Raw genomic sequence first — 21,406 nt, forward strand, 5'->3', positions numbered from 1 at the left:
TGGTTCATCGTTCGACTTGCATGTGTTAAGCACGCCGCCAGCGTTCGTCCTGAGCCAGGATCAAACTCTCCGTGAATGTTTACCCGTAATCGGGTGACACCACGAGAGCGGAACAGTCGGAGGAATGATCCGACCGTTCACAGCGTCCTCGCTGTGTATTTCAAAGGAACCTCAACCCGATCAGAGATCCGATCAGGTCGGGGTATCAACATATCTGGCGTTGACTTTTGGCACGCTGTTGAGTTCTCAAGGAACGGACGCTTCCTTTGTACTCACACGAGATAATCTCTCGGGCTTTCCTCCGGGCGCTTCCCTTCGGTGTTTCCAACACTATCAGGCTTTCCCGGTCCCTCTGACCACCGTCCTGCGGACATGCAGAAGGTGATCCAGAGTTAGGATCTGATGAGTTGGGTACTGCCGCGGTCAGGGCGCGTCACATCGCACCTCTCAACCTCAGGCAGGAGTAACGACTGTACACGGGGCCGCCGAACGGGTGCAAATCCGTGGGAGATGTGGTCTAGACCTCTATTGGGAAGACTTATGCGGAACCGGTACTTCCTATGACATACCCTGCTGCTCAGTGTGCCGTCCGGGACAAGCAGTGACGGCCCGTACAGATCTCCGCCCTGGGAGGCTTCCCATGACCACCGTCTCGTCCCCGCTCGCAGGACGCGCCATCGGCCTGGCCGCCGTGCCCGATCCCGTCTTCTCCGGGGCCATGGTGGGCCCGGGCACCGCCATCGATCCCGTGCGGGAGCCCTCCGAGGCGGTCGCCCCGGTCGACGGCGTCATCGTTTCTCTGCACCCGCACGCCTTCGTCGTCGTCGACGAGAGTGGGCACGGGGTGCTGACCCACCTCGGCATCGACACCGTGCAGCTCAATGGAGAGGGTTTCGAGCTGCTGGTGAACAAGGGGGACACCGTGGTGCGCGGTCAGGGCGTGGTCCGCTGGGACCCCGCCGCGGTCGAGGCTGCGGGCAAGTCGCCGATCTGCCCGATCGTGGCTCTGGAAGCCACGGCCGAGGCGCTCACCGACCTCCTTGAGAAGGGCGACGTGAAGGCCGGCGAGAGTCTCTTCCTCTGGAAGTGACGCCCGTGCCGTCGCACGACGGCATCGTCGGCCGGCAGGACAACCACAGCGGCGGGATCCGCCGCATGATCGGGACGGGTGAGATGGAGACAACGCTGCGAGGCGTCGGTGTGAGCCACGGTGTGGCGATCGGCGAGGTTCGGCACATGGGGACGGCGGTCCTGGAGCCGCCCGCGAAGCAGGTTCCGGCCGAGGACGCGGAGCGTGAGCAGGGGCGCGCCCGCAAGGCCGTGGAAGCTGTGGCGGCCGATCTCATGGCGCGCGGCAATCTGGCGGGGGGCGAGGCCCAGGCCGTGCTCGAGGCGCAGGCCATGATGGCCCAGGATCCCGAACTGATGGCGGACGTCGAGCGGCGGATCACGGTCGGGAGCACGGCGGAGCGCGCCGTGTACGACGCCTTCGCCGCGTACCGTGCCCTTCTTGCCGGTGCCGGGGAGTACCTGGCCGGCCGCGTGGCGGACCTCGACGACGTGCGGAACCGTATCGTCGCCCGTCTGCTCGGGGTGCCGATGCCGGGGGTGCCGGACAGCGACGAGCCGTACGTGCTCATCGCGCGGGACCTGGCGCCGGCCGACACCGCGCTGCTCGACCCGACCCTCGTCCTGGGTTTCGTCACCGAGGAGGGCGGGCCGACCAGCCACAGCGCGATCCTCGCCCGGGCGCTCGGTGTGCCCGCCGTGGTCGCCCTGCCGGGTGCCGGTGAGCTTCCCGAGGGCACCGTCGTCGCCGTCGACGGAAGCACCGGTGAGATCTTCGTGAACCCCGGTGAGGAGAAGAAGGCGCGGCTGGCGGCCGAGGCTGCCGAGCGCAAGGCGGCGCTCGCCGCGGCGACGGGGCCGGGCGCGACCTCGGACGGTCACAAGGTGCCGCTGCTGGCGAACATCGGCGGTCCCGCCGACGTACCCGCGGCGGTCGAGGCCGGCGCGGAGGGCGTCGGTCTGTTCCGCACCGAGTTCCTCTTCCTCGACGACAGTGAGAACGCGCCGTCGGAGGAGAAGCAGGTCACCGCCTACCGCCAGGTGCTGGAGGCGTTCCCGGAGGGCCGGGTCGTCGTGCGGGTGCTGGACGCGGGTGCCGACAAGCCGCTGGACTTTCTCACGCCGGGCGACGAGCCGAACCCGGCACTGGGCGTGCGGGGCCTGCGGACGCTGCTCGACCACCCCGACGTGCTGCGTACCCAGCTGACCGCGCTGGCCAAGGCGGCCGAGGGGCTGCCCGTCTACCTCGAAGTCATGGCTCCGATGGTGGCGGACCGGGCCGACGCGAAGGCGTTCGCGGACGCCTGCCGCGAGGCCGGGCTGCGGGCGAAGTTCGGCGCGATGGTGGAGATCCCGTCGGCCGCGCTGCGGGCCCGCTCGGTGCTGCAGGAGGTCGAGTTCCTGTCGCTGGGGACGAACGACCTCGCGCAGTACACCTTCGCCGCCGACCGTCAGGTGGGTGCCGTGTCCCGTCTGCAGGACCCGTGGCAGCCGGCGCTGCTCGACCTGGTCGCGCTGTCGGCCGAGGCGGCGAAGGCCGAGGGCAAGAGCTGCGGTGTCTGCGGTGAGGCCGCTTCGGACCCGCTGCTGGCGTGTGTGCTGACCGGTCTCGGTGTCACCTCCCTGTCCATGGGCGCGGCGTCGCTGCCGTACGTCCGCGCGACCCTGGCGAAGTTCACGCTGGCGCAGTGCGAGCGTGCCGCGGCTGCCGCGCGGGCGACGGACAGTGCCGAGGAGGCACGGAACGCCGCGCAGGCGGTGCTGTCCGGCGAGTAGGGCCGGGGTGCGGTCGCCGATGCGGCCGTGGTGCGGGGCGTTCCACCTTCGGGTGGGGCGCCCCGCCCGCGTTCAGTGGTGGTGTCCCGGTGGGAGCGGGTCCTCCCCGAGGTCGGGCGGTGCGCAGTAGTCGACGTTGGATTCCGGGGAGATGAGGTCGCCGGACTCGACGTCGGTGCAGTAGGCGTCGAAGACCTCGGCGGCGGTGAGGGGTTCGAGACCGTATCCCCGCAGGCGCCAGCCGTGGATGCGGTCGGGGCCGCTGGGCGGGCTGATGCGCATGACGAGTCCGCCGGGGCTGTGGGTCACCAGGCCGAGCGCGAGGACGCCGGTGAACTCCAGGGCCTCGGCCTCGTCGATGTGCGGGGTGCCGTCGGTCTCCTCGTCGACGAGGAGGGCGGAGACGAGGGTCTCCTCCGGGTGGCCGAAGACGCTGCAGACGAGGTGCCTGCTGCCCGGCGGGGCCGTCTCGAGGACGCGGTGCAGGAGCCGGGAGGCTCGGGTGAAGGCGGCCCGTCCGAGGTCCTCACCGCAGGTGGCGCAGTTTCCGAGGGTGGCGAGGAGGGTCGAGGTGTACTCCCAGGTGGCCTGGCGGACGGCTTCGTCGACGAGGGCGGGCAGCAGGTCGGTGAGGGACTGGCCCTCGTACGGAACGGTGGGGCCGTGGGCGGCCAGTTCAGCGGTGAAGCGGGCGCGGCTGGCGCGGGCGTCGGCGTCCAGGCCGGCCGCCGTGCAGAAGTCGGCGTACTCCTCCGGGTCGAAGAGGGCGACCGTGGTGTGGGCGCCCTCGGCCGCGCGTGCCCTGAGGAGGGCTTCAACCTGGCGGAGGTACACGGCGTGGTCGCGGAAGGTGAAGCTGCGGTAGCGCCGCATGGCGTGGAAGTCGTGTTCGTCGGTGAGCAGGCCGATGGTGCCCGCGATCTCGCGGCGCAGATCGCGTCGCATGGTCTGGTCGGACTGGTCGGTGTGCGCCATTTTTCCCCCTGTGCACGGTCGATCAATGCTCACTCACAGTAATCGGGAGCACTGACAACGGCGCCGGGCGGACGCGGGAGCCGGCCGCGGTTCGGGGCGGTCGGCTCGTGGGCGTGCTGGTCAGGAGCGTTTGCGGGCGAGTTCCTCGTAGAAGTGGAGCAGGTCGAGGTTGTCGATGGAGCCGGGGTTGACCGCCTTGTCCAGCGGGGTGCCCTGGAGGAGGCGCTTGACCGGGACCTCGATGCGTTTGCCGGTGAGGGTGTGCGGGATGCCCGGGACCTCGATGACCTCGTCGGGGACGTGGCGCGGGGAGAGGTTGGCGCGGATGGTCTGCTTGATGCGGTCCAGGAGGGCGTCGTCGAGGGAGGCCCCGGGGGCCAGGTGCACGAACAGGGGCATCCAGTAGCCGCCGTCGGGCTGTTCGATGCCGATGACGAGGGATTCCTTGATCTCGGGGAGTCGCTCGACGGCTTCGTAGATGTCGGCGGAGCCCATGCGGACGCCCTGCCGGTTGAGGGTGGAGTCGGAGCGGCCGTGGATGACGACGGAGCCGCGGGAGGTGAGGGTGATCCAGTCGCCGTGCCGCCAGACGCCGGGGTAGGTGTCGAAGTAGCTGTCGTGGTACCGGCTGCCGTCGGGGTCGTTCCAGAAGCGGATCGGCATGGAGGGCATGGGCTTGGTGACGACCAGTTCGCCCACCTCGTCGGTGAGGGGGTTGCCGCTCGGGTCCCAGGACTGGAGGTCCGTGCCGAGGCCGGGGGCCTGGAGCTCTCCGATGTGGACCGGGAGGGTGGGCACGGCGCCCGCGAAGCAGGAGCAGACGTCGGTGCCGCCGCTGACGGAGGCGATCCACAGGTCGGCGCCGCCGGCGGCGAACTCGTCGTGCAGCCAGCGGAAGCCGTCGGGCGGGAGCGGGGAGCCGGTGGTGGCGACGCACTGGATCGCGGAGAGGTCGAGGTCGCGGGCCGGGTGGACGTCGGCCTTGCGGCAGGCCATGACGTAGGCGGCGGAGGTCCCGAAGAGCGTGGCGCCGGTGCGTTCCGCGACGCGCCACTGGGCGTCGGTGGCCGGGAAGCCGGGGCTGCCGTCGTAGAGGACGATCGTGGTGCCGGTGAGCAGGCCGGAGACGAGGAAGTTCCACATCATCCAGCCGGTCGAGGTGTACCAGAAGAAGCGGTCCTCGGGACCGAGGTCGCAGTGCAGGCCGAGCTGCTTGAGGTGCTCGACGAGGATGCCGCCCTGGGACTGGACGATGGCTTTGGGCAGGCCGGTGGTGCCGGAGGAGTAGAGCACCCACAGGGGGTGGTCGAAGGGCACCTGCTCGAACTCGGGTTCCGTGTCCGCGGCCGTCAGGGTCCGCCAGTCCAGCGCGCCGTCGGGGGCGGGGGTGCCGAGGAGCGGGATGTGGACGACCGCGCGGAGGGTGGGCAGTTCCCTGCGGAGTTCGGCGACGGTGTCGCGGCGGTCGTGTTCCTTGCCGCCGTAGCGGTAGCCGTCGACGGTGAACAGGACGACGGGTTCGACCTGCTGGAAGCGGTCCAGGACACTGCGGGCGCCGAAGTCGGGCGCGCAGGAGGTCCAGACGCCGCCGACGGCCGCGGTGGCCAGGAGGGCGACCACGGCCTGCGGAATGTTGGGGAGGTAGCCGCTGACGCGGTCGCCCGGGCGTACGCCGAGGGTGCGCAGTTCGGCGGCGAGGGAGCCGACCTGGCGGCGCAGTTCGGCCCAGGTGACGGGGGTCGGTTCGTGGGTCTCGTCGACGTGCAGGAGGGCCGTTTCGTCCGGGCGGGTGCCGGCCGCGCGGAGGGCGTGTTCGGCGTAGTTCAGTGTGGCGCCCGGGAACCACGGGGCGCCGGGCATCGTCCGGTCGCCCAGTACGCGCGCGTAGGGGGTCGAGAAGCGGACGTCGAACCACTCCGTGACGGCTTTCCAGAAGGTGTCCAGGTGGTCGACGGACCAGCGGTGCAGGGCGGCGTATCCGCCGTCGGCGGGGGCTCCGTGGTGTTCGGCCGCCCAGGTCTGGAACCTGGTGATACGTGCCTGCTCGATGCGGTGGGCATCTGGCTGCCAGAGCGGCTGGGCGTTCTCGGTCGGCATGGGGCGGCTCCCGGACTGTGCGCGTCGTGTGCGTCCTCCGCGCACGGGCTGGGGTGTGCGCGTGACGCGGCTGACAGGGACGATGCCACGTGATCGACTTCCGCACCAGGGCACGCCTCACACAGTCGGTGACACGAAGATGTGGTCCGGTACCGGGTGAACGGCAGTTGAACGACGCCCACGCGCGCGGTCGTCGATGGCAGGGTGATCGGCATGGACGGTCGTGACCTGGTGCGTTCGATGAAGACGGTCGGTTCGGCGGGGGTGGCGCAGGGGTTGCGTTCGGTGCGGGCGGCGTGGCGCGGTCGCCGTGCCGATGCCGCCGCGCTGCCCCGGCGGGGTGCGGAGCGGGCGCGGGTCCCGGGGGTGATGCGGGAGGTGGTGCCCGGCCCCGGGGGCGGTGTGATCCGGTTCGAGCGGTCGGAGCTGCGCGTCCTCGTCGCGGTGAACGGTGCCGTGTTCTGGGGGTGGGACGGCGCCGGGGCGGAGCCTTCCTACGCGTTGGCGGGCCGCTGTCCCGAGCCGGATCCGCGGGCGGTGCTGGAGCCGGACAAGGACGGCGGCCGGCGGGTGGTGGCGGAGCGGGTGACGGTGGCCGTGTCCCGCGACGGTGCGGTGGAAGTGCGCACGCCCGGGGGTGTCGTCCTGCGTCGTGAGCTGCCGCCCCGCTGGTGGGAGCCGGTCGACGGCGGGCCGGCGCGCTGGACGCAGCGGTCGGAGGTGGCGGCCGACGCGCGGTTCTTCGGGCTCGGTGGGCGGTCCGTGGGGCCCCGGCTGCGCGACGGCACGTACCGCCTGTGGAACTCCGGCCCGGGGGCGCCGTCCGCCGCCGGCGCGGACGCGGCGTCCGTCACGATGCCCGTGCAGATGGTGGTGGCCGACGCGGGGACGCATCTGGTCTTCCACGACACGTCGTGGGACGGCACGGTGGCGTTGCGCGAGGGCGAGGAGGGGGCGGGTTCCGGGCACGACCGGCCGGGGCGGAGTGTGCTGCGGATGGACGGCGGTCCGCTGCGGTGCTGGGTGACGGTGGGGACCCCCGCGCGCGTGCTGCTGGCCTGGGCGTCGCTGACCGGCGCGCCCGCGCTGCCGCCGGCGTGGGCGCTCGGGCACCATCACGCGCGGTCCGGGTGGGGCGACGAGCAGGAGCTGCGCCGGATCGTGGCCGGTCATCAGGAGCGCGGTCTGCCGCTGGACGCGGTGCATCTGGGTCTGGGGCACGCCGACGCCCAGCAGGTGTTCACCGTCGACGAGGAGCGGTTCCCGAAGCTGCCGGTGCTCGCCGAGGAGCTGCGCAGGGAGGGCGTCCGGCTGGTGTCGGCCGTCGAGCCCGCGGTCGTGGCCGCTCCCGGCAACGCCGTGTACGACGAGGGGGCGCGCGGGGACGCGTTCGTGCGGGACGCCGCGGGGGCGGTCGTCCGGGGGGTGGGGCGGGCCGGGGACGTGGTCTTCCCGGACGTCACGCACGCGCGTGTGCGTGCGTGGTGGGGCGGACTGTACGAGGAACGGCTCGGGCAGGGGTTCGCCGGGTTCCGGCACGACCTCGACGCGCCCACGTCGTTCGCCGCCTTCGGGGAACCGACGCTGCCGCGGTCGGCGCGGCACGGGCTGGAGGGCCGGGGCGGCGACCACAGGGAGGCGCACAACGTCTACGCGCTGTGCGTGGCGCGGGCCGGGTACGAGGGGCTGCGGGCGCTGGCGCCCGACGAGCGGCCGTTCGTCCTCTCCCGTTCCGGGTGGGCCGGCCTGCAGCGCTACGGCGGTACGTGGTCGGGGGACGCGGTGACGGACTGGGCGGGGCTGCGGGCCGCGCTGGCGCGGGTGATGGGCCTCGGGCTGTGCGGGGTGCCGTACTCGGGGCCCGCCGTGGGCGGGTCCGGGAGGGCACCGTCGCCGGAACTGTATCTGCGGGGGCTGCAACTGGCCGCCCACCTGCCGCTGTTCCGCACGCACGCCGGAGAGCGGGCGGGCAGTCCGGAGCCGTGGGAGTTCGGGGCCGAGATCCTCGGGCACGCGCGCGCGGTGCTCGTCGAGCGGCGGCGGCTGCTGCCGTACTTCGTGACGCTGGCGCATCTGGCCCGGCGTACGGGCGCCCCCTACGTACGTCCGCTGTGGTGGCAGGCGCCGGAGGACCGGACGTTGCGGGACTGCGAGGACGCCTTTCTGCTGGGCGACTGTCTGCTGGTGGCTCCGGTGCTGCGCCCGGGAGCGGACCGGCGGGCGGTGCGGTTGCCTCGGGGGCGCTGGTACGACGTGCGGACGGAGCGGGCGTACGAGGGGCCCGCGCAGGTGCTCGTCGACGCCCCGGTGGAGCGGATTCCGGTGTTCGCGCGCGCGGGAGCGGTGCTTGCGGTGCGCGGGGAGGACGGGGCGCCGGAGCTGGAGGTGTGGGCGCCCGCGCGGGGGCGGACCGGCGGTGGGCTGGTCGTGCCCGACGCGGGCGACGGATGGGTGGAACCGGAGATCGAGCGGTACGTGTGCCGCTGGGAGGGGCGGCGGGTGGTCGTGGAGCGGTCGGGCGAGGACGGGGTGGGTGAGCCGTCCCGCCCGGTCCGCGTCCGTGGGCTGGCGGAGCGGACGGCTCAGATGTAGCGGCCCTCGAAGAACGCCCGTACGGCCTGGGTGTGGAGCGGGAAGGCGAGCTCCTCCGCCCGGCGCAGGAGGTGCCAGCCCTCGGTCTCGTCCGTGGGGGCGGAGGGCGGCAGGTTCTCGGCGGGCCGCTCGGGCAGCAGGCCGAAGAGCAGGAGGTGGCCGTCGGCCGCGCTCATGGCGTCGGCGAGGCGCACGTCGCGGCTCGCGGCGTCGATGCCCGTCTCCTCCTTGAGTTCGCGGACGACGGCCTGCCGCCAGTCCTCCCGGTCGTCGACGTAGCCGCCCGGCAGGGCGACTCCCCCGCGCGCGGGGGTCACGGTGCGGGTGATGACGACCAGGGCGGTGCCCTGCGTGTCGTACACGGGCTGGAGGGCCACCGCGACCGGCAGCGGGTTGCGGTGGGCCACGGCGCCGCACGCGGGGCAGGTGCGGGGCCAGCCGGAGACGCCCTCTCCGTAGGGCGATCCGCAGCTCGAACAGTGGGAACCGGCTGCGGAGTTGGGAACGGAGGTTTGAGTTTCGGACACGCGGCGGACTGTATCCGATCGCGGAGGGGGCGGCTCCGGCAGGCCGGTCAGCGGCGGCCGGCGAGCGACGCGGCGGAGACCGGGAAGTCGAAGTAGGTGTCCGGGTGGGCCTCGGGCTTGTACGTGAAGTGCCACCACTCCTCGGGCAGGTTCACCAGGCCGACGTCCTCCAGGGTGTTCTTGAGCAGCATCCGGTTGGCGTGCCGGTTGCCCTGGATGCGCGGGTCGAGCGTGTGCGAGCGGGTGTCGAAGCAGTCGTAGCCGGTGCCCATGTCGACGGAGTTGTCGGGGAAGCGCTCGTCCTGGGGTGCGAAGCACGACACCAGGGGCTGTCCGGGGTGGTACGGGCGGGTGGGCTTCGCGGGGAGACGTACGAGGGTGAGGTCCACGGTCGAGCCGCGGCTGTGGCCGGACTTCTCCGCGATGTAGCCGTCGGCGAACAGGCGGGTCTTGTCGACCTCCGGGTAGAACTCCGCCTTCATCCTCTGGTCGTCGAGGTCCTCGGCCCAGCGGACGAAGTGGTCGACGGCGCGCTGGGGCCGGTAGCAGTCGTACACCTTGAGGGAGTAGCCCTGGCGCAGCAGCCGGGTCTGGGCGCGGTGGAGGGCTTCGGCGGCGGGGCGGGTGAGGATGCACAGCGGCTGCGCGTAGCCGTCGACGCGCTCGCCGACGAAGTTGTGGACGGTGGCGTAGCGCATCTCCTCGATGATCGTCGGGTCGACGGCGCGCAGCGCCACGAAGTCCTCCGGGGCCCTCATTTCGGGCCGTGCCTGCGCGGTGGCGGGGACGGCCGTGACGGCGAGTACGGCGGCGAAGGCGGTGGCCAGACCGCGGAGGGTGGTGGAGAGTCGTGTCATGTCCCCTGCATCTATCAGGCCGGGGTTCGACGGGGGAAGGGGCCGGACGGGTTCAGGTCGTGACGGTCCGGCGGCGGTCCGCCGCCTGGGTCATCGCGTGCTGGACCACGCCGATGAGGACCTCCTTGACGGACTCCCGGTCCCGCGCGTCGCACAGCACCAGAGGCACGTCCGCGTCGAGATCGAGCGCCTGGCGGACGGTGTCGGCCGGATAGCGCGCCGCTCCCTCGAAGCAGTTGACGCCGACCACGAACGGGATGGAGCGCCGCTCGAAGTAGTCGACGGCGGCGAAGCAGTCCTCCAGGCGCCGGGTGTCGGCCAGCACGACGGCCCCGAGCGCGCCCTCGGACAGCTCGTCCCACATGAACCAGAACCGCTCCTGGCCGGGCGTGCCGAAGAGGTACAGCACCAGGTCCTCGCGCAGGGTGATCCGCCCGAAGTCCATGGCCACCGTGGTGGTGTGCTTGCCCTCCACGCCGCTGACGTCGTCGACGGGCCGCCCGGCCTCGGTGAGCAGTTCCTCGGTGCGCAGCGGCCTGATCTCGCTGACCGCGCCGACGAGGGTGGTCTTGCCCACGCCGAACCCGCCGGCCACGAGGATCTTCAACGTGACGGGCTCGACCGGCGGCTTGCCGCGCTGGGAACGCCCGAAGATCATCTGTCTCTTCTCCTCAACGTGCCGCCCGACGTGCGCGGGGTCCGGTTCACAGTGCCCTCAGCCCGCTGATCACGTCGCGCAGGATGTTCTCGTCCGGCAGTTCGGCCGGGGGCACGGGGCGGTTCACGTGGACGAGTTCGCTGTCCACGAGGTCGCCGACCAGGACCCGCACGACCCCGACGGGGAGGTCGAGTCCGGCGGCGAGTTCGGCGACCGACTGCGGGCTCTCGCGGCACAGTCCGACGATGTCCACGTGCTCCGGGGAAAGGGTGACGTCCGCCTCCGGGTCGTCCGCGTGGGGTTCCGTGACGACCACCGCGATCAGGTCGAGGCGGTGCTGGCCCGCGCTGGTGGTGCGGCCGCGCGTCATGGCGTACGGGCGGACGACGGGGCCCGCCTCGTCGTCGAACCAGTGGTTTCTTCCCTGACCGTCTGCGCTCATGTCATCCCACTTACCCGCCGGAGGGCAGATCGGTGCGCGGAGCGGTGCCCAGGTGCACGCCGACCCGCTTGACCAGCAGGGTCATCTCGTAGGCGACTTGGCCGACGTCGGAGTCGGCGTCGGACAGGACGGCCAGGCAACTCCCGTCGCCGGCGGCCGTGACGAAGAGGAAGGCCTCGTCCAGTTCGACGACCGTCTGCCGGACGGTGCCCGCCTCGAAGTGCCGGCCCACGCCCTTGGCGAGGCTGTGGAATCCGGACGCCACGGCGGCCAGGTGCTCGCTGTCCTCCCTGGTGAGGTCCTTGGAGACGCCCGTCGCCAGCCCGTCGCCGGACAGGACGACGGCCTTGCGGATGCTCGCGACACGGTCCACCAGGTCGTCGAGGAGCCAGTTCAGCTCGCCGGACTCGGTGTCGGTGTGGCCGGTCGCCTTCGGTGCGGTCATCGACCGTCCCCCTTAGTCGTTCCTCGTGGTGCTGATGGTGCGGATGGTGCTGTGCCGCCGGGTGGGTCGTCGGTCCCGGCGTTCTCCTCGCGGCCGCGCTGCCAGCCGCGCTGGAGCGAGGCCATGCGGCTGCGCACCTCGTCGGCGTCGCGGTCGGCGGGGCCCGAGCGGTCCTCGGCGGACGGTTCGGGGCTCTGCCGGAGCTGGGGGGCCAGGCTGGCCTGCCGTACGCGCCGGGGCAGCGGGCCGGTCCCGGCGTGCGCGGACGGCGTGTCCTCGGGCGCGCGGGGCTCGTCGTCGCGGCCGGCGGCGGGGCCCTCAGCCCGGTCCGCGGTCCGGTCCGCGGCACGGTCGCCGCGGCGGCGGGTGGGCAGGGCCGGGAGGTCGTCCGCCCGGGACCGGGGTGCGGCCGGGGAGTCAGTCCGGTCCGTGCCGGTCGCGGGCTGCTCGTCGGCGGAGTCCCGGGCGGGCCGTTCGGGGACCGGGCGCCCGTGCGAGCTGACCAGCTTGGGGGTACGGCGGCGCGGCAGCGCGACCGGCGCGTCGGCCCCGGGCCCGTCCTCGGCCGCGTCGTCGCCGTGCCGGGGCCCGGGGCGTCGCCGTCCGGGGCGGCGGGCCGCCTGGTCGTCGTCGGCCGCGGCCAGGGAGCGGCGGGGGCGGAACAGGCCCCCGCGTTCGCCGTCCTGGTCGTCGAGCACCTCCGGCAGGTCGAGGGCGTCGAGGTCGACGGGCGCCTCCAGTTCGACCGGGCCGTCCAGCATCGCGGCCGGCCGCTCGGGGAGCCGGGCGGGCACGTGGGAGAGGGCGGAGCGGCGGCTGTCCTCCCGCTCCTTCTTCTGCGCGGGCTGGGGACGGTCGAGGCGGAAGCCGACGCCGTTGGTGTCCGGGGCGTCGTCGGTGAGCAGGGCGTCGGGCACGAAGACGACCGCGGTCGTGCCGCCGTACGGCGAGGGCTGCAGGGACACCCGGACGTTCTGGCGCTGGGCGAGCCGGCTGACGACGAACAGGCCGAGCCGGTCGGTGTCGGACAGCTCGAACTCGGGTGTCTCGGCCAGCCGGAGGTTGGCGTCGAGGAGGGCGTCGGCGGCCATGCCGAGTCCCCGGTCGTGGATCTCCAGGGTGAAGCCGTTGGCGACGCGCTCGCCCAGCACCTGGACCGCGGTGTGGGGCGGCGAGAACACCGTGGCGTTCTCCAGGAGTTCGGCCACCAGGTGGGTGAGGTCGGCGACCGCGGGTCCGGTGACGGCGACGCGCGGCAGCCTGCGGACCTCGATGCGTTCGTAGTCCTCGACCTCGGCGACGGCGGCCCGGACCACGTCCATGAGCTGGACGGGTTTGCGCCACTGCCGGGAGGGGGCGGCGCCCGAGAGGATGACCAGGCCCTCGGCGTGCCGGCGCATGCGGGTGGTCAGGTGGTCGAGGCGGAACAGGTCGGCGAGTTCCTCGGTGTCCTCGGTCCGGCGCTCCATGGTGTCGAGCAGGGTGAGCTGCTTGTGCAGGAGCACCTGGCTGCGGCGTGCGAGGTTGACGAAGACCTCGGAGACGCCGGCGCGGAGTTCGGCCTGTTTGACGGCGGCTTCCACGGCGGCCCGCTGAAGGGTGTTGAGGGCCTGGCCCACCTCACCCATCTCGTTCTTGTCGTACTCCAGCCGCGGCACCTCGGTCTCGACGTCGACCTCCTCGCCCGCCGACAGGCGGCGCATCACGCTGGGCAGGCGGACGCCGGAGGCTTCGTGGGCCTCCAGGCGCAGTTGCCTGAGGTCGCGGATGAGGGAGCGCCCGACGCGCACGGACAGGAAGAGGGAGTACAGCAGGGCGATCAGGCCGAGCGCCCCGGCGACGACGGCCTTGACGATGGTGCGGGTGGCGACCGGGTCGACGCGGTCCTGGTAGCGGTCGGCGGCGGTGTCGTCGAGTTCGCCGAGTTCCCGCAGGACGCTTCCGGCGGCGGTGTCCCAGCTCTTGGCGGTGACTCCGCGCGGGGTGCCGGTGTCGGAGGAGACGGCGGCCTGCTCGGCGACGCGGAGGGGGGCGGAGGAGGCGTTCTTCCAGAAGCGCTGGTAGCGGCCGCGTTCGGCGGCGGGCAGCAGCGGCAGGTTGATGTCGTACATCATGGTGCGCTGGGCCACGAGGTCGGAGACGTCCCGGATCTCGGTGCGGGTGAGCCGCCCGGTGACCAGGGCGGAGCCGAGGAGGGCGTCCTCGCGGGAGAGCAGTTCGCGGGCGCGGGAGAGGTTGACGAGCGCGCGGTACTGCTTGTCCAGGCCCACGTTGTCGACGACGGCGAGGTTGGCGAGCAGGTCGTGGCAGGGGTCGACCAGGCGGTTGTAGAGGCCGAGGGCCTGCGCGCGGTCGACGGTGCCGTCCTCGACGCTGCGGCGCAGGGAGCCGATGCCGTCGAAGGCGTCCAGCACGGCCGTGAGCCGTTCCTCCTCCGCCTGGCCGAGGGCTCCCCGCACGTCGCCGTCGGCGGCGTTGCGGCGGATCTCGGCGATGGCCTCGTCGGTGGCGGTGCGGCTGCGCTGCAGGGCGGCGAGGCCGTCGGAGGCGCGCGGGTCGGCGAGGTGGACGAGGGTCTGGCGGCGTTCCTGCTGGAGGACGCGGACGGTGTCCTCGACCGGGTAGCCGATCTTCTCGACGACGGTGGAGACGCTGAACAGCTGCGCGGCCTCACGTCCCGTCAGCACCGTGGCGAAGGCCCAGATCGCGGTCAGGGACACCAGCGGCACGAGGAGCAGCGCCACGATCTTCCGGCGGATCGACTTCCCGCGAAAGCGCATGGCCTCCCCCAGCTCGGCCCCCTGCGACGGGGGTACACATGTGCGTCAACAAACGGCGCGAGCCTACTACCGACCCACAGGTAACTCGAAGGCCCATCCGGAGGCGGCACCTCCGTACCCGGGTCGGCGATGGTCAGTTGTCCGTCCTTTGCGGGAGATTGCGTCCTCCGGAGCGCCGGGTGGACGAGCGGTCGTCGTTCCGAGGTGACGGGCGGAATGGCCGAAATTTTTCGACTGGGCGTGATTTCCGGGAATCTTGGGGACCCGTCGTTCGTCCTTCACTACGGGAAATGGCGGCGGAATCGGCCACAGGAGCCGCATGCCGCCCCCGGGTGGCGTAAAGCGGCGCAAGCCGGGCAACCAGAGGGGAGCCGTGTTTCGGGACACGGGCGAGCTGTCTGCCGGCGGTGGGGAGTGACATGGCGATGGGTACGGCGGAGCGGCGCGGGGCGCCGGAGGACGGGGGGACCGGGGTGAGCGCATCAGTGGCCGCCACGGCACCGGATCACGGCGTTCCGGTGGCCGGGCCGGACGCGGCGGCGGACGAACGGCGGCCGGGGTACCGGCCGTTGTGGCGCGAGGAGCCCGCGCGGCGCCGGCGGATGCCGGATCCGGTGCGGACGGCTGCGGTGCGGGCGGTGCTCGTGGTCGCCGTGACGCTGATACTGGCGATGGTGGCCTTCCTGTCCACGCTGGCGGAGTCCTGGCTGGCGTTCCCGATGGTGCTCGCCAGTGTCGCGGGCACGGTGGTGGCCACCTGGTGCGTCCTGGACGTGTGGGTGACACGACAGGTGTGGAACCAGCGGCACGGAGTGGTGTCGGTGCCGAGCAGCACCGCGCGGGCCATGCGCCGTGAGCGCCGTCGGGCGCGGCGGCGGGCAAGGGCCGCCGAGACGGGCGGCGGGCGGATAGGCCGGCGGGGCGGCGCGGGACAGCTGTCGCATCCCTGAGCGGCCGGACGACGCTCGCCCGGCCGCTCCCGCCCCGCCGTCGCTGACGGCTTGCTCACTCCTCGTCGCGCAGTCGGGCCGCCAGTGACGTCAGCGGCTCGGTCTCCTCGGTGTGCCCCAGGGCGGTCAGGCGGGAGACGGCCGCGTCGAGACGGGCGAGGGCGGGGGCGGGGCGTTCGAGGTAGACGCCCTCCATGGCCGCCGCGAAGCGGACGCACTCGGCCCACTCCCCGGCACGGTCGTTCTCCGGCCCCGGCTCGCCGACCAGGGCGAGGGCCTTCTCCAGTGCGGTCAGGGCGTCCTCGTAGGCGCCGGCGTAGGCGTTGACCCGTCCGTACTCGTAGGCCAGCGCGGAGTCCAGGGGGCGGCCGTGGGCCTCGTACCCGGCGGCGCGGGCCCCAGCGGCGACCCGGCCCGCGTCGGCGAGGAAGGCGAGCGCCTCGGCCAGGCCGTCGGAGCCCTGCTGCTGCGCGTGGAGACGGGCCAGTTCGCGCAGGCAGTTGCTGAGCGCCTCGTGGCGCGGGGCCCGGGCGTGCGCGGCCAGCGCCTGGTCGGCCGCCTCCCGGGCCCGGCCGAACTCACCGCCCTCGGCCAGGAGTACGGCCGTCTCCGCGGCGATCATGGCGTGGCTGCCCGGGTCGTCGTCCCAGCCTGCCGACTCGGCGGCCAGGGCGAGGAGCTCCGCGGTGGCCGCCTTGAGGTCCTCGCCCGTGTGCAGGGCACGGGCGCGGGTCAGGCGCAGTTGGGCGACCAGCCGGTCGTCCAGCTCTCCGGCGACGACGTCCGGTTCGGCCAGCAGGGAGTCGAGCAGGGCGATGCAGTCCTCGACGCGGCCGAGGTCGAGGCTGAGCGTGGCCGCGTTGCTGTAGGCGCAGTACGCGTCGAAGCGGTGGCCGCGCCGCAGGTTCAGCTCCGCCGAGCGGGACAGGTGCCGCAGCGCGTCGTCGGGACGGCCCAGGTGCATGCAGGCCTCGGCGAGGTCGCCGTGGAGGCGGGCGGTGTCGACGGCGTCGGCCGGCCAGTCGGCGGCCAGGCGCAGCGCCTCACTCAGGTCCGCGTGGGCTGCCTGCGCGTCCTTAAGGCCGAGCCGGAGCCGCGCGCGCAGTCCCAGTGCCCGGGGCAGGTGCCAGGCGGGACCGTGCTCCTTGAGCCGGTCCAGGAGCGCGTCGGTCTCGGCGAGCGCGGCGGGCAGGTCGCCGGAGATCGCGTGGGTGCTGGCCCGCAGCAGCAGGGCACCGGCGATCTGCCCAAGGACGTCGTGCCGGGTGGCGAAGGCGTGCAGGAGGCCGGCCTCGGCGAGGACCGGGGCGACGTGCTCGTCGTTCCCGGAGGCCTGCAGGCGCAGGCCCAGCGCGGTGGCCCTGAGCCGCAGCAGCCGGGCCTCCTGGTACGGGACCAGGCCGGGCGTCTCCTCGTGCAGGCGCACCATGGCGGCGTGTGCGGCGCTCAGCGCGGCGACCTTGGCCGGGGTGCCGTCGTCGGCACCCTCCGCCGGGGGTCGGGTCGGGTCACCGGCGGGGTCCTGCGCGCGGACTCCGGCGGAATCCGGCGCGGCGGTCGTCGCCAAGGCGCCGGCGGAGTCCCGGGTTTCGGCCGCGGCACCGGCCGGGGACTCGGCAGCGCCCTCCGTGGCCGCCGCCTCCGTCGGTGGCGCGGCGGGCGCGGGTGCGTCAGCGCTCGGACCGGCGGGTGCCGCGGCCGTCTCAGGGGGCTCGGTGGCGGACCGCGCGGACTCCTGGGCCGGGACCTCGGCGGTGGCGAGGAGGGCGTGGGCCCGGGCGAGGGCCGCGTGGGCCGGCGCTCCCGCGTCCTCGTACAGGCCCGCGGCCTCCTCGTACAGGGCGGCGGCCTCGGTGAACTCGTCCTTCTCGCCCAGCCGGCTCGCCTCGTCGGCCAGCAGGTCGGCGCGCAGCCGCTCGAGCGGCCCCACGGCGGGGTCGTCGGGGTGTGTGTAGTCGCGGGCGGCGAGACGGGTGCGCAGCTCCGCCCAGCAGGCCCGCGCGTCCGGGTGCCCCTGTTCCTCCAGTGCCCGTGCGCGGGCGACCAGCTCGGGCAGTGCCTCGGGGACCGCGGGCACCGTACGGGCGGCGGGGACGGCGACCGGCGCGGCCGGGGCCACGTCGTCGAGGCGGCGGGGGCGCAGGGTCAGTTCCAGCGTCTCCAGCAGCGGGGCGCGGCCGAGGCGGGCGCCGCGGCGCTCCCCGTGGGCCGTGGTGCCGTTGCGGGCGTCGAAGCGGGCGGCCAGGTCGTCGGCGCGGCCGTGCACCTCGGCACGCAGGCCGGTCACCGTCCAGGTGCGGCCCGGGTAGCCGGCGGCGGGCAGATCGCCGTGGCCGAGCTGCTCGACGCGCTGGAGGAGGACCTCGACGCCGTTGAGGAAGTCGAGGAGTTCCAGCGGCGAGTCGACCTCGTCGAACAGGTTCCGGTTCTCGGCGAGCAGTTCCAGACCGCGGGCCTCGTTGCCGGTCAGCGCGCAGAATTCCAGGTGCCGGCCGACCTCGCCGGACATCCCGGGGTTGCGGCGGCAGCCGCGGTAGCCGGCGAGGTGCAGCTCCCGGGCCCGGTCGGTGTGGCCGGAGCGCAGCAGGGGCAGCAGGGCGTGGGCGATGGAGCGGGCGGGTTCCTCCTGGCACGACTCCTTGCCGGCCAGGACGGGCTCCCAGGTGCGCAGCGCCCGCTCGTCGTCACCGGACGCGAGGTGGTACAGGGCGCGTTCGCAGATCTCGCAGGCCTCGCAGTCGCTGAGCGGGGTGCGGGTGCGGCCCGCCCACAGCTCGTGGGCGAGGTCCGTGTCCTCGCCCACGTGGGCGGCGAGGCGGTAGGCCTGCCCGTAGTAGGGCTGGAGGCCGTGACCGGCCTTCTCGTACCTCTCGCGCATCTCGGTCAGCCACTGGCGCAGGCTGGTCAGGGGTATCTCCGGCACCGCGCGCAGGGCGGCGGCCACCCACTTGAACCGCCAGAACACCAGGTGGCGCAGGTTCTCGTCGAAGACGTCGGGCTGCTCGTCGAAGAGGGTGAGCAGCCGGGCGAAGGCCACGGGCGACTTGCGGGGCTCGGAGCCGTACGTGTACGCCTCCTGGAGTTCGAGCAGCGCGCGGACGAGCGGCAGGGGTTCGTCGAACTGCTCGGCGGCGTCGGCGAGTTCCTCGGCGGTGACGGTGCGCGTACGGCCGTAGGGGCGCCGCTGGTTGGCCTGGAGCGCCTCGTACAGCTCGTCGATGGTCTGGGGTGCGGTCGGCATCGTCAGTGGTCCTTGCGGAGGGCGTGGGCGAGGAGGTCGAGGAAGGAGCGGTTGATGAGGCTCGACTCGGCGGGCCTGAGCGGGCGACGGGACAGCAGCGCAGCCTGGCCGTAGAGGGCTTCGGCGCTGGTGCGGGCCAGTTCGGGCTCGTCGATGGCGACGGCGGCGCGGACCAGCGGGTTGAGCTGGTTGAGGATGAGCTGGGCGCGCGGGGCCTCCTGGCGCAGGGCGCCGAGGATGTCGCCCCACAGGCCGCCCTCCTGCTCCCGGGCGAGCTGGGAGCGGGTGCGCTCGTGGCGGGCCTCGCGGCTGTCGACGAGCAGGGCCGGGGCGGAGGCGGGCTGGAAGGTCCGCAGCGCGACGTCGCAGTCGAAGACGGCGAGGGCTTCGCGGGCCCGGGCGAGGTAGGCCGCCGCCGCCAGTTCGGTCTCCCGGTCGACCGGGTCGAGGTGCGCGGTGAGGGTGGCCGGGTCGAGGTCGGCGACGCTGGTCTCGGGCCTGATCTCGGGCAGCCGGTGGACCAGTTCGCGGTCGTAGGTGTAGCCCCCGTTGACGACTCCGAGCCCGGCGGCCGAGGCGATCGCCGCGACCTGCCGGAACTCCTCCACGTTCGCGGTGACGAGCACGGTGCGGTGGGTGCGGGCGAACGCGTCGAGGGTGGTGTGCCCGTCGGTGGTCTCGAACGGCAGCCAGGGCAGCAGCATCCGCAGGATCTCGTCGTCGTGCACGGCGAGGGACTTCACGGCCAGGTGGTGGGCGTGCAGGAAGCGGGCGAGCAGGTCGGGGTCGCTGGCGGCGGCCCGGGCGATCCAGGCGCGCAGCCGCTCGGCGAGGGCGTCGCGGACCGCGGCGAGGGTGTCGTCCTCGTACAGGGACTCGCGGGAGGCCGTCGGGCGCAGGCTCTCGGCGTCGACGACGCAGCGGACGAAGAACGCCCACTCGGGCAGGATCTCCTCGGCCTGTTCGGACAGCAGCATGCCTTTGACGTGCACGCGGTGGCCGTGGCGGCGTCCGGCCGGTACCGCCTGGGGCAGTACGCACGCGATGCCCTTGAGGCCCACAGCCGGCAGGTCCAGTTCGATGGTGTCCAGCGGCGTGAACCCGAAGACCTCCTCGCCGTAGGCGGCCAGGGCGCGGGAACGGGCCCCCGGGGTGGGGTGGGTCCGGGCCCAGGGCGCGGGCTCGGGGTTCACGGCGGTGCCCGTGCCGCCCGTGCCGTCGCTGAAGGTCACGGGGTGCCGCAGCAGGGAGCCGAAGTGCCGGGCCAGCGCCCGCACCTGCGTCGGCCGGGTCCACTCGCCGGCGTCGGCACGGGGCGTCAGCGTGACGGTGGTGCCGGGCCGGGGCCGGGCGGAGGCGCGCAGGGTGCGCAGGGTGTAGCTGCCGTCGCCGCGTCCGCGCCACTCCACGGCCGGCGCGTCGGGGGTGCGGGCGGAGCGGCTCACGACGTGGATCTCGTCGGCGACCAGGAAGCAGGAGAGCAGTCCGATGCCGAACTGGCCGATGAAGTCGCCGCGTTGCTCGGCGACCTGCTCGGCGCGCTTGCTGCTGCGGCCGATGGTGGCGAGGAAGGTGTGGACGTCGGCCTCGGTGAGGCCGACCCCGTCGTCCTCGACCCGGACGACCGAACCGTCGGCGTACAGCCGGATGCCGAAGGCGCCCTCGGGGGCGGCCGGTTCGAGGGTGTGCCGGGCGGTCAGCGCGTCCACCGCGTTCTGCAGGAGTTCGCGCAGGTAGACGCGGGGGCTGGAGTAGAGGTGGTGGGAGAGGAGGTCGACGAGGCCGCGCAGGTCCACCTGGAAGGTGCGGTCGGCGCCGGCCGGATTCGAGGAAGCGTCGGGCAGAGTCATCGGGCAGTCCCGGGGTGGCGTGAGGGAGGAGTGAGGGGCGCCGGAGGGCGCCGGAGTGGCAGACCGGGGCGGTGGAGTGCGGCCGGTCCGGCTCAGGCGTGGCGGCGGAAGCGGGCGTACGCCTTCTCGGGCTGGGCCATGTAGCGCCAGGGCCAGGGCGTGTAGGCACCGCCCAGCTCGTGGAAGACCTGCGGGGCGGCGACGCTCTCCGAGGCCAGCGACAGGGCCATGGCGAACATGTTGAAGTCCTGCTGCCAGCCCGGGCGCCGCTCGTAGGCGGGGTGGAGGATGCTGTGCCGGGCCGCGTCCCGCAACTCCTTCTGGATGTAGGGCAGGTCGAGGCAGCCCGGGCTGTCCGACTCCACCCAGTCCTCGATGTGGGCCATGGCCACCACGCAGCCCAGGCGGTGTCCCTCGGGTGCGCCGGTGAAGACCTCGCGGGCGTACCTCGTCGCCTCCCCCGGTTCGCCGCCCCACCGGGGCTGCAGCTGGGACACGCGCTCCAGGTGGGTCTCCAGGTCCAGGGGGTCACGGCGCAGCGCGGCCTCGTACCGGGTCCTCTTGACGTCGTCCGGGAGCGACATGCCGCGGGCGGAGGTGAGGAGCCGGCACCAGGGGGTGACCCAGTGCGGGCGCGCCTCGGCGGCGAGCAGCAGGTGTTCCTCGGCGATATCGAGCCGCTCGTGGAAGACGCGCCACTGTTCCCGCGTGACGTTCACGGCGCGGTCGGCGGTCCGTGCCTCCCAGCCCCAGGCGATGTGACGCGCCCCCGATATGAGCAGCGCGGTCGCCCGGTGCTCCGTGTCCTGCTCGACGGCCCGGCCGATCCAGTCCTGCACCCCGTCCAGGTCGGCCAGTTCGCCGAGCACCCGGTGGTCCCGGCCGAGGTCGAACGGGGCCAGCGCGGCCTTCACCCCGTCCCAGTCCCCCGCGTCGGCGGCTTCCACCAGCGCCAGCACCCGCGTGTCGCCGAGGGCGCGCACCGGGTACGTCCCGTTCCGGCGCCCGCGCGGGACGGGGAGGGCGTGCGCATCCGCCTCCGGTCTCTCCCCCGCCTTGCCGAACAGCTTGCCGAGCATGTCGCGCCCTCCCCAGGTGCCGCTTGATCAACTGGAGCAGCATAGAGCGAAGCTCTGACAATGCCTCCA

General features: G+C 73.3%; 15 protein-coding genes and 1 rRNA gene. 4 read left to right on the forward strand and 12 right to left on the reverse strand.

From position 1 onward, the window contains the following. Nucleotides 1–76, reverse strand: a 16S ribosomal RNA gene (locus tag Sdi02f_RS20045); the annotation flags it as partial. A gap of 564 nt (nucleotides 77–640) precedes the next feature. On the opposite strand from Sdi02f_RS20045, the gene Sdi02f_RS20055 reads away from it, so the two are divergent. Together Sdi02f_RS20055 and ptsP are read left to right on the forward strand one after the other, a co-directional pair. Beyond that, nucleotides 641–1,090 (forward strand): PTS sugar transporter subunit IIA, encoded by a 450-nt coding sequence (locus Sdi02f_RS20055; RefSeq protein WP_030398975.1) that lies wholly within the window; start codon nucleotides 641–643, stop codon nucleotides 1,088–1,090. An 83-nt stretch (nucleotides 1,091–1,173) separates the two neighbouring features. Continuing rightward, entirely contained in the window at nucleotides 1,174–2,844 is a 1,671-nt protein-coding gene (ptsP, locus tag Sdi02f_RS20060) for a phosphoenolpyruvate--protein phosphotransferase (RefSeq protein ID WP_053638432.1), read from the forward strand. A 72-nt stretch (nucleotides 2,845–2,916) separates the two neighbouring features. Here ptsP and Sdi02f_RS20065 read toward each other — a convergent pair whose 3' ends face one another. Continuing rightward, nucleotides 2,917–3,819 (reverse strand): DUF8829 domain-containing protein, encoded by a 903-nt coding sequence (locus tag Sdi02f_RS20065; protein ID WP_030398977.1) that lies wholly within the window; start codon nucleotides 3,817–3,819, stop codon nucleotides 2,917–2,919. 120 nt (nucleotides 3,820–3,939) lie between these two features. Further along, nucleotides 3,940–5,916 carry an acetoacetate--CoA ligase gene (locus Sdi02f_RS20070; RefSeq protein WP_030398978.1) on the reverse strand — a complete coding sequence of 659 codons (1,977 nt, stop codon included), beginning with the start codon at nucleotides 5,914–5,916 and terminating at the stop codon, nucleotides 3,940–3,942. Between the two features lie 213 nt (nucleotides 5,917–6,129). Here Sdi02f_RS20070 and Sdi02f_RS20075 point away from each other — a divergent pair, with 213 nt between their 5' ends. Then, the gene (locus tag Sdi02f_RS20075; protein WP_108933781.1) at nucleotides 6,130–8,508 is read left to right on the forward strand and encodes a glycoside hydrolase family 31 protein; all 2,379 of its coding nucleotides are present in this window, start codon (nucleotides 6,130–6,132) and stop codon (nucleotides 8,506–8,508) included. On the opposite strand, the gene Sdi02f_RS20080 is transcribed toward Sdi02f_RS20075, so the two are convergent. The 6 genes from Sdi02f_RS20080 to Sdi02f_RS20105 are packed head-to-tail and all read right to left on the reverse strand — an operon-like array spanning nucleotide 8,499 to nucleotide 14,217. After that, entirely contained in the window at nucleotides 8,499–9,035 is a 537-nt protein-coding gene (locus tag Sdi02f_RS20080) for an NUDIX domain-containing protein (protein WP_030398980.1), read from the reverse strand. The two genes, Sdi02f_RS20075 and Sdi02f_RS20080, sit on opposite strands and share 10 nt — an antisense overlap. Before the next feature lie 47 nt (nucleotides 9,036–9,082). Further along, on the reverse strand, nucleotides 9,083–9,892 hold the full coding sequence (locus tag Sdi02f_RS20085; RefSeq protein ID WP_108933782.1) for a M15 family metallopeptidase: 810 nt from the start codon (nucleotides 9,890–9,892) through the stop codon (nucleotides 9,083–9,085). Between the two features lie 52 nt (nucleotides 9,893–9,944). Continuing rightward, complete coding sequence (locus Sdi02f_RS20090; protein ID WP_030398982.1) at nucleotides 9,945–10,550, reverse strand: GTP-binding protein; 606 nt, start codon at nucleotides 10,548–10,550, stop codon at nucleotides 9,945–9,947. A gap of 46 nt (nucleotides 10,551–10,596) precedes the next feature. Next, on the reverse strand, nucleotides 10,597–10,992 hold the full coding sequence (locus Sdi02f_RS20095) for a DUF742 domain-containing protein (RefSeq protein WP_030398983.1): 396 nt from the start codon (nucleotides 10,990–10,992) through the stop codon (nucleotides 10,597–10,599). Between the two features lie 10 nt (nucleotides 10,993–11,002). After that, nucleotides 11,003–11,437: a roadblock/LC7 domain-containing protein gene (locus tag Sdi02f_RS20100; protein WP_030398984.1), complete on the reverse strand. Its 435-nt coding sequence runs from the start codon at nucleotides 11,435–11,437 to the stop codon at nucleotides 11,003–11,005. Then, entirely contained in the window at nucleotides 11,434–14,217 is a 2,784-nt protein-coding gene (locus Sdi02f_RS20105; RefSeq protein ID WP_108933783.1) for a sensor histidine kinase, read from the reverse strand. The genes Sdi02f_RS20100 and Sdi02f_RS20105 overlap by 4 nt, the downstream gene beginning before the upstream one ends. A 419-nt stretch (nucleotides 14,218–14,636) precedes the next feature. Between Sdi02f_RS20105 and Sdi02f_RS20115 the strand changes: the two genes are divergently transcribed. Next, complete coding sequence (locus tag Sdi02f_RS20115) at nucleotides 14,637–15,167, forward strand: hypothetical protein (RefSeq protein WP_063839764.1); 531 nt, start codon at nucleotides 14,637–14,639, stop codon at nucleotides 15,165–15,167. Between the two features lie 55 nt (nucleotides 15,168–15,222). Here Sdi02f_RS20115 and Sdi02f_RS20120 read toward each other — a convergent pair whose 3' ends face one another. The 3 genes from Sdi02f_RS20120 to Sdi02f_RS20130 form a co-directional block, all read right to left on the reverse strand. Next, a complete protein-coding gene (locus tag Sdi02f_RS20120) occupies nucleotides 15,223–18,408 on the reverse strand; it encodes an ATP-binding protein (protein WP_108933784.1) in 3,186 nt (1,061 codons plus the stop codon). A gap of 2 nt (nucleotides 18,409–18,410) precedes the next feature. Next, on the reverse strand, nucleotides 18,411–20,258 hold the full coding sequence (locus tag Sdi02f_RS20125; protein WP_108933785.1) for an HSP90 family protein: 1,848 nt from the start codon (nucleotides 20,256–20,258) through the stop codon (nucleotides 18,411–18,413). A 92-nt stretch (nucleotides 20,259–20,350) separates the two neighbouring features. Next, nucleotides 20,351–21,337 (reverse strand): hypothetical protein, encoded by a 987-nt coding sequence (locus Sdi02f_RS20130; protein ID WP_108933786.1) that lies wholly within the window; start codon nucleotides 21,335–21,337, stop codon nucleotides 20,351–20,353. Nucleotides 21,338–21,406: the final 69 nt, after the last annotated feature.

This window comes from Streptomyces ardesiacus, assembly GCF_003112575.1.
In the GTDB taxonomy this organism is placed as follows: Bacteria; Actinomycetota; Actinomycetes; order Streptomycetales; family Streptomycetaceae; genus Streptomyces; species Streptomyces ardesiacus.

Bases quoted from the DNA above. Each gene is read 5' to 3' on its own strand.
- Sdi02f_RS20055 (WP_030398975.1), top strand. From the start codon at position 641: ATGACCACCGTCTCGTCCCCGCTCGCAGGACGCGCCATCGGCCTGGCC.
- ptsP (WP_053638432.1), top strand. From the start codon at position 1,174: ATGGAGACAACGCTGCGAGGCGTCGGTGTGAGCCACGGTGTGGCGATC.
- Sdi02f_RS20065 (WP_030398977.1), bottom strand. From the start codon at position 3,819: ATGGCGCACACCGACCAGTCCGACCAGACCATGCGACGCGATCTGCGC.
- Sdi02f_RS20070 (WP_030398978.1), bottom strand. From the start codon at position 5,916: ATGCCGACCGAGAACGCCCAGCCGCTCTGGCAGCCAGATGCCCACCGC.
- Sdi02f_RS20075 (WP_108933781.1), top strand. From the start codon at position 6,130: ATGGACGGTCGTGACCTGGTGCGTTCGATGAAGACGGTCGGTTCGGCG.
- Sdi02f_RS20085 (WP_108933782.1), bottom strand. From the start codon at position 9,892: ATGACACGACTCTCCACCACCCTCCGCGGTCTGGCCACCGCCTTCGCC.
- Sdi02f_RS20090 (WP_030398982.1), bottom strand. From the start codon at position 10,550: ATGATCTTCGGGCGTTCCCAGCGCGGCAAGCCGCCGGTCGAGCCCGTC.
- Sdi02f_RS20095 (WP_030398983.1), bottom strand. From the start codon at position 10,992: ATGAGCGCAGACGGTCAGGGAAGAAACCACTGGTTCGACGACGAGGCG.
- Sdi02f_RS20100 (WP_030398984.1), bottom strand. From the start codon at position 11,437: ATGACCGCACCGAAGGCGACCGGCCACACCGACACCGAGTCCGGCGAG.
- Sdi02f_RS20105 (WP_108933783.1), bottom strand. From the start codon at position 14,217: ATGCGCTTTCGCGGGAAGTCGATCCGCCGGAAGATCGTGGCGCTGCTC.
- Sdi02f_RS20115 (WP_063839764.1), top strand. From the start codon at position 14,637: ATGGCGATGGGTACGGCGGAGCGGCGCGGGGCGCCGGAGGACGGGGGG.
- Sdi02f_RS20120 (WP_108933784.1), bottom strand. From the start codon at position 18,408: ATGCCGACCGCACCCCAGACCATCGACGAGCTGTACGAGGCGCTCCAG.
- Sdi02f_RS20125 (WP_108933785.1), bottom strand. From the start codon at position 20,258: ATGACTCTGCCCGACGCTTCCTCGAATCCGGCCGGCGCCGACCGCACC.
- Sdi02f_RS20130 (WP_108933786.1), bottom strand. From the start codon at position 21,337: ATGCTCGGCAAGCTGTTCGGCAAGGCGGGGGAGAGACCGGAGGCGGAT.